6 protein-coding genes and 2 pseudogenes are annotated in these 7291 nt (G+C 34.3%); 5 read left to right on the top strand and 3 right to left on the bottom strand.

Features of this window, described 5'->3' with window-relative positions:
• A partial coding sequence (locus DW103_RS14140) for a transposase (protein ID WP_147381218.1) occupies positions 1-311 on the bottom strand: 311 nt, incomplete at its 3' end.
• Positions 312-486: 175 nt separating this feature from the next.
• Here DW103_RS14140 and DW103_RS14135 point away from each other — a divergent pair.
• On the top strand, positions 487-627 hold the full coding sequence (locus DW103_RS14135) for a multidrug transporter (RefSeq protein ID WP_122277242.1): 141 nt from the start codon (positions 487-489) through the stop codon (positions 625-627).
• Here DW103_RS14135 and DW103_RS14130 read toward each other — a convergent pair.
• Positions 611-988 carry a hypothetical protein gene (locus DW103_RS14130; RefSeq protein ID WP_122277224.1) on the bottom strand — a complete coding sequence of 126 codons (378 nt, stop codon included), beginning with the start codon at positions 986-988 and terminating at the stop codon, positions 611-613. The two genes, DW103_RS14135 and DW103_RS14130, sit on opposite strands and share 17 nt — an antisense overlap.
• A gap of 104 nt (positions 989-1092) precedes the next feature.
• A complete protein-coding gene (locus tag DW103_RS14125; RefSeq protein WP_122277222.1) occupies positions 1093-2460 on the bottom strand; it encodes a S41 family peptidase in 1368 nt (455 codons plus the stop codon).
• Between the two features lie 212 nt (positions 2461-2672).
• Between DW103_RS14125 and DW103_RS14120 the strand changes: the two are divergent.
• The 4 genes and pseudogenes from DW103_RS14120 to DW103_RS18660 form a co-directional block, all read left to right on the top strand.
• Positions 2673-2903, top strand: a pseudogene (locus DW103_RS14120) (TraQ conjugal transfer family protein); the annotation flags it as partial.
• A gap of 376 nt (positions 2904-3279) precedes the next feature.
• A complete protein-coding gene (locus tag DW103_RS14115; RefSeq protein ID WP_122277220.1) occupies positions 3280-5127 on the top strand; it encodes an N-6 DNA methylase in 1848 nt (615 codons plus the stop codon).
• Positions 5124-5942, top strand: coding sequence for a restriction endonuclease subunit S (locus DW103_RS14110; protein ID WP_122277218.1), 819 nt, complete (start codon positions 5124-5126; stop codon positions 5940-5942). Before DW103_RS14115 ends, DW103_RS14110 begins: the two co-directional genes overlap by 4 nt.
• A 174-nt stretch (positions 5943-6116) precedes the next feature.
• A pseudogene (locus DW103_RS18660) lies at positions 6117-7256 on the top strand (ATP-binding protein).
• Positions 7257-7291: the final 35 nt, after the last annotated feature.

Raw genomic sequence — 7291 nt, 5'->3', positions numbered from 1 at the left:
TCCGCTATCCATTGGGCATCTTTCACATCACTTTTGTGACCGGGTAATTGCTTTATAAAATAAGGATTTACCAATTTGAGCGACATGCTGTCGCACAAGGCATTCCACACCGGAATCCAATAGGTCGCAGTGCTTTCCATTGCAGCTTCTGTTACTCCGTGAAAAACCATATCGGAGCACATAAGTTGCAAATTAGGAGTCAATGTGCCATAAACATTTTTAAAAATAATGGTCGCGGTATGGTCCATTACACATAGATAAATCGTATCTTTGTGAATGTCGAGACCAGCCACGTTTCTGTTTCTGTCCATATTTGATTTTTTTAGTAACACTCCTTAAATATAGGACATTTATATCTATTAAACGAGGTATGAAACGGAGTTTTAGGGCTGGTCCCGGCTTTTTATTACGCCGGTGTAGAAAAACTCGATTTTTCTATATAATTTTGTCATGGCAATATTTTCACATAACTTAACATCTTATATCATGGGAAAAACAAAAACGAAAACAGTGGAAAGAGCCAGAAGAGCAGACAATGGTCAATATACGACTAAAGAGTATGCTAAAAAACATCCTAATACAATTGTTGTTGAAAAGGATAAAATCGAGATTAAGACAAAGAAATAGAAAACTCATCTATTATTCTTCTCGTAAGAAATCCAATCAAATAGGCGTAAGCTTCTTCTGAACTTTCGGATGGTTCTACGCCTATTTCTTCCATTATACAATTAGTAACATGCAAAAGTTCGTGAATTAAAAACCCCATACTTTTTGAATCATAGGGCTTAGTGGGCATATAAACAATTAGTACTTTTTTATTTGAATTACACAATGTATAACCTTTTGCAGAAAAGTCTATTTCATTTATAACATACTTTATGGTCTGTTTGTCACAATATCTCTTTAGTACATCCTTTAACTCCTTTCTATTTCCAAAATGTACCATTAGGTCTCTACAGAAAATATCAATATTGATTATTTTATTCATCCTGTGTGTGATTTGAGTAAAAAAAATAGAAGTAGGTGTAAAGTAGTATATAATCACCTTAAATTTTTACTATTATTGTCAAGATTCTCTTTGCTTTTATATTGTTATAAATTCTTTTTTAGCATATTAATTGCTGTTTCAATCACATTATCTTTACCATTGAGATAAATTGAAGCATTTTCCTCAACTTCAATATCAGGAATAATTCCTATTCCGATAAACTCATTGTTGTCGACATCCCACTCATTCTTAGTACAAATACCACAGCTAACCCCAAAACCAAGGTCTATAAATATTGGATTGCCTGTACTTCCTCCTGTTGGAGTACCAATGATTTTCCCTCGATTTAAACCGCGAAACGTGACACAGAAGTTCTCTGCAGAAGAAAATGTACAAGCGTTTACTAATAGTGCAAGCGGTTTTTTATAGATAGGTTTATCGGAAATTGGATTCATGGCATCGGGGCTTTCCGTATACCATTCTTGAGGAAAATTCCAGGAGGCATGAGCAGCAATGTACATCCGGCTACTCCAACGCCCTACCCGAATAGGTTTGTTATCAAAATGACGTATTACATAATCTGCATAACTGGAGTTACCTCCTCCATTATTACGAATATCAATGATTAAAGCATTAGTTGCTAATATATCGTTATATATTTTATCGAAATCTTCCTTTTTAAAGTTTCCTGATTGAAAATTTCTGATAGTCAAAATTCCGATCTTGTTTTTCAATACTTTAAAATCAAAAACAGAGGAAGTGTTTTCAATATCCCAAGAAATATTGCGATTACTGCTTATAGTAAAAGTTTTACCTTTCGGAGTACGAAAATCTATTGTCGAAACCTTTGTCCCTTTGTCCTTGGTTAGCTCAAAGTTATTAAAAGGTGCATATTTAGACCACTGGGGTGTTGAAGAAGGAAAAAATGGGCTGATATGGCGTTCTCCATATTCTATCACATTTTCTCCATCTATTTTTAGCACTTCACAACCGGCATCAAGCCCCTGTTCTTTGAATTTGGAATTGTAAACAGAAGTTACAAACACCCGGTCTCCGATTCGTTTTGTCTCCATAGGAAAAGGACGTATCCAATTTGCTTCATCCCCAGGGGTATTTGCGATATAAAGGAATGTGTGTCCGTCATGCAGTTGCGCGCATATTTTTTTCAATTCATCCATAAATTCTTCATCGGAATGAGTTGCTGTTAATCGAGGCAAGTTTGCTATACACAAACTATCCCAGTTTATTTTAAGCTTGTTGTAATGAACAAAGTTGTATTTCACTTCACTGCAGAAACGAGATAGGATGAATGCTTTTTTAGGTGCATCCAAATTGTTTTCTACGGATTGCCCATAAGTGATGCGTGTGTTTAGCATGGTTAGTAGTAGCAATAAAGCAGAAACATAAATGATTGGAGATTTATCTCTCATAATGTTCTTGACCGTATTCTTTTCTTTATTCGTAGGTTTCATGTATTCAAAATTTAAAGGTTAAAAACTTCATGTATCCGTTGTCTGCCTAAAATAAGAATTCAAAGATATAGTAATTTTTTTCGTTGTGCAAATTGTAGAAAATGGTTAGTGTAAGGGGAGACAAATTTGTTTGTTCTTTGAATCGAGTGCCTTTTCCATCCGGGTGGTGTTCCTGATTAGTGTAAATGAGAAAGATTTTAAGCTGCATTTTGATGGGCTGCTATGTAATCGCCTTGTTATTAGTGGATGCGTGTAATGATGATGTGGATATACTGCAATCTAGTCCGTTCAGTATCGAAACGATACCTGTACCGGAAAAATTAAAGGTGGGGGAAACGGTGGAAATACACTGCCTGCTTCACCGGAACGGACGGTTAGAAACAAAATATTTCATCCACTATTTCCAACCGGACGGAGCGGGAACGCTGAAAATGTCCGATGGGATGGATATGACAGCTCACATTTGGTTTTAGTAATGATAGCGATAAAGAAATAGAGTAACAGTTTTCCTAAAAAGAGCACTATAAGTATTTTATGGGGTTTAATCTCATAAATACTTATTTTTATCATATTACAATCAGCCTATAATAGAAATGTGTATCTTTGCACTGAGAAGTAACTGATACAAGTTAAGAATGAAGTTGGAAATCAAAAATGGCTAATGCAACATCTTTCTATAATAAAGTTGGCATCATAATAAATACTTCTTGTGACGGGATATAGATAGTTTTAATATGTTAAGTTTACGATTTGTCATAATTCTGCAAGAATAGGAAGCTATAACATATTTGTTTAAAATAAAAAATGAATAATTAGGATATGCCAAAAATTGGGAATTATTTCACTATAGAACCAGAAAAATGGTTATTTGAAACGCATGGTGATGTGATTGAGGCAAAACGAAGAGCTCAAACATATTTGGAACATAAAGGTAGTTATGAAGGTGCTGAATTTCATATTGAAGAGTTTGTCAGGCAGTGGGTTTTATATCAATTAATAAATTGCTATAATTACCCTAAAGAATGGATAGGTGAACGTTTAATTATTGAAGAACCAGTAAAAATGGGTTCTACAGAAAAAGAAGCAGATATATCATTAAAAAACTCGACAAGACGAACATTTATTTATATTGAGGTAAAAAAACGTGGTATTTCGGAAGAGATGTTTAATGAAGCCGAAAGACAGTTAGAGACTTATCTTTCTTCAACACATACAGCAACTATAGGGCTCGTGACAGACGGTGATAAAGTAAGAGCAATTAGAAAAAAAATAGATCCTAATGATTTTGAGTATATACCTGATATTTACGCTTATGGTGGAAGTCAAGCAAGCCAAGTCAAATTAGTCCGTGAGATTCCCGAAAGCGGAGATAAAACAAAAACCGGATTAACTCCCATTAATGCAGATTATGAAAAAATTTTATTTGATTGCCATAGTATTGTGAGAGATATTGATGGACTTCATGCAGATGAAGCCCTAGATGAATTGTCAAAAGTACTTTATGTGAAAATATACGATGAAAAAACAACGATAAAAAAAGGAGATAAAGCTGAATTTAGATTTCAAATATATGGTGCAAGTAACCCTTCTGAAGTTGCTTCAAATATCCGTGTGCTATATGAAGAAGCAAGGGATAAAGAATTAGAGATTTTCTCAAAAAGAATACCTAACTATGAGAGATCTAGAGGAGTTTTTAAAACACAAATAAGGCTTAGTGACCCGGCTTTATATAGTGTTGTTGAAAAACTCCAAAAATATTCTCTTGTAGATACAGCTATAGATATTAAAGGTAGAGCATTCCAAGGGGTTTTAAGTTCTGCAATTAGAGCAGGTATGGGACAATACTTTACTCCAGACCCTATTGTCGAAATTGCAGTTGGTATTTTACAGCCAACGCCTAATGATATGATACTTGACCCTTTTTGTGGTTCAGGACATTTTCTGACTAGTAGCTTAGATTATGTTGTCAAAAATTATGGAGATAGAATAAAAGAAGCAGATTTATATGAGTTTAAGTTCTTTCATTTACATGGAATTGAGAAATCAGAACGTATGGTAAGAATTGCCATGACCGATATGATGTTGCATGATGATGGACACTCTAATATTCGTAATTTGGATGCTTTATTAAGCTTTGAAAATTATCCTGATATTTTAGCATTAAGAGATGATGGTGAGTCTGATCCTGCTGTTTTTAGCATGATATTAACAAATCCACCATTTGGCAGTATCATGAGGGGAGAGGTAAAAGAAATGATAGGCCGTTTTAGTTTGGGAGATAAGAAAAAATCTTTGCCATTGGAGATTTTGGGTCTTGAGCGTTCTTTTCAATTTCTTAAACCAGGTGGTAGAATGGCAATTGTTTTACCCGATGGATTATTGAAAAATAAAAATGCTAAATTTGTAAGAAAATGGGTGGAACAAGTGGCGGAAATAAAAGCTATTATTAGTCTTCCAGAAGAAGCATTTAATGCTTATGGTGCAATGGTTAAAACTTCATTGTGTATTTTTAGAAAACTAGAAAATAGTGAGGCCCATAATCCTAATAGTACAGCACTACTTGTAGAAGTGGAAAATTTGGGATATGATGCTACTGGACGTAGTAAAACAGGAAGTGAAGTACAAGATGTTATAGATTTATTTCACAAAGAAATAGGCTGGAAATGAAATATTTGAAAACATACAAAAAGAAATTGATAAAAGCTGAACGTTGGGATTATGACTATCATGAACCACCAGTCTTAATACGTCAATTTGATATAAGTATTGTAAAAAAAGTTTCAGAAGTTGCAGATGTAATACATATTAAAAAAGATCCAACTAAAAAAGCTAATACTATATTTCAGTATATAGATATATCTGGTATAAATATTGATACAGGTGAAGTTGAAAGAATCCAAGAATTAACGGGAGCTGAAGCACCATCAAGAGCACGTAAACTAGTCCAAGCATATGATATTATAATTTCGACTTGTCGCCCGACAAGAAGAGCAATTGCTGTTATCCCAGAAAATTTACATGGACAAATTTGTTCTACTGGTTTTTCTGTAATTAGGGCTAAACATAATGTGAATCCATTATATTTGCATTATGCGTTAAGACTAGATTCGACAATGGAACAGTTTAGGAAATTTGCAACAGGGTCAAGTTATCCTGCAATCCTTGACAGTGATGTCGAAAAAACACTAATCCCTATACCAGCTCTTGAGGAACAAAATAGTATAGTAAAAAGATTACTTGTTTCTTTAAGAGAAAGAAAACAAATTATAGCACATATAAATGATAAATGGGATAATGTTTTAAAGCTTAATTTAGAGCAAATAAAAAACAAAAAATTTGATTTTAGTGATATTAATGAAAATGGAACAGATTTGATTTTCAATTATGAACAAATAACTGATAGGATATTGCATATGCCGCCATTATTAGTCGAAGAATCTGAAGCTGAAAACAACCAAATGGTTTTAGATTTTAATGATTAATTATAATTGTTAATGAGTTCGGTTACTAACAATTCTCTTTTAAGGGCTAAATGGTGTCCGTTCATCTAAACATTACTGCACAACGATAGTACAAATCATTCATTTATCAAAATAACCCTGTAATAAATTGCAAATCCACTTTTTTATAGTAGATTTGCATAAAACAGATTCGATATGATAGAAAGAATATTAAGAACCAGGCTATTGGAGCTAACGGAAAAGTATCCGATTGTTACCCTTACGGGACCACGGTAATCGGGTAAATCGACGTTACTCAAAACATCATTTCCAGAGTATAAATACGTATCATTAGAAGAACTGGATATGAGATTGTTTGCAACTGAAGATCCAAGAGGTTTCCTTACTACGTATCCTGATAAAACAATTATTGATGAGGTACAAAGAGTGCCATCTATATTTTCCTATATCCAGACTCATACCGATAAAGAGAATAGGGTAGGAATGTACCTGCTTGCGGGCTCTCATAACTTTCTTTTAATGGAGAGCATCAACCAATCACTTGCAGGTAGAACAGCAATTCTTCGGTTATTACCTTTTTCTCATCTTGAAATAAAAGAAAGCAATATACTTCCCCCTACTGTGAACGAAGAGATTTTCAAAGGAGCGTATCTTCGTCTTTACGATAAAGACATTGCTCCTTCTGACTACTATCCATTCTACACCCAGACATACGTAGAACGGGATGTGCGCTTGATGCGGAACATTGGTGACTTAAGTAAATTTATCCGTTTTTTTAAATTGTGTGCAGGACGTATTGGACAACTCCTCAATATTTCGTCGTTGGCCAATGAATGTGGAGTATCCGTAACCACAGCAACCTCATGGATTTCTATTTTGGAGGTAAGTTACATTTGCTATTTATTAAAACCTGATCATAACAACTATGCTAAGCGGCTGGTAAAAGCTCCAAAGCTCTATTTCTATGACACAGGATTAGCATGTTCACTGCTCGACATAAGAAATGCCGACCAAATAGCGACTCATTTCCTTCGTGGAGGTTTATTTGAAAATCTTGTGATTAATGAATTTATCAAAGAAGCATATAATAAAGGAAAAGAGCCCAACCTTTCATTTTGGAGAGACAGTATAGGCAATGAAGTTGATTTATTGTGCACGGAGGAAGGCAAACAATATGCCTATGAAATAAAATCAGGAGTCACATACTCTTCTGACTTTTTCAAGGGTATCTCCAAATGGGCAAAGCTATCGGGTGCAACTCCTGAGCAATGTTTTGCTATTTATAATGGAAATAAAGACATGAAAACCTCACAAGGCGAGGTTAAGAAATGGTAATTCAAAAGCAGAATATCATGCCATTGAAAACAGCC

Origin of the sequence: Parabacteroides sp. AM08-6, assembly GCF_003473295.1 — a bacterium.
Taxonomy (GTDB): Bacteria; Bacteroidota; Bacteroidia; order Bacteroidales; family Tannerellaceae; genus Parabacteroides.
The sequence above is the reverse complement of the archived record's forward strand: the minus strand, read 5'-3'. Positions and strand labels throughout refer to the sequence as shown.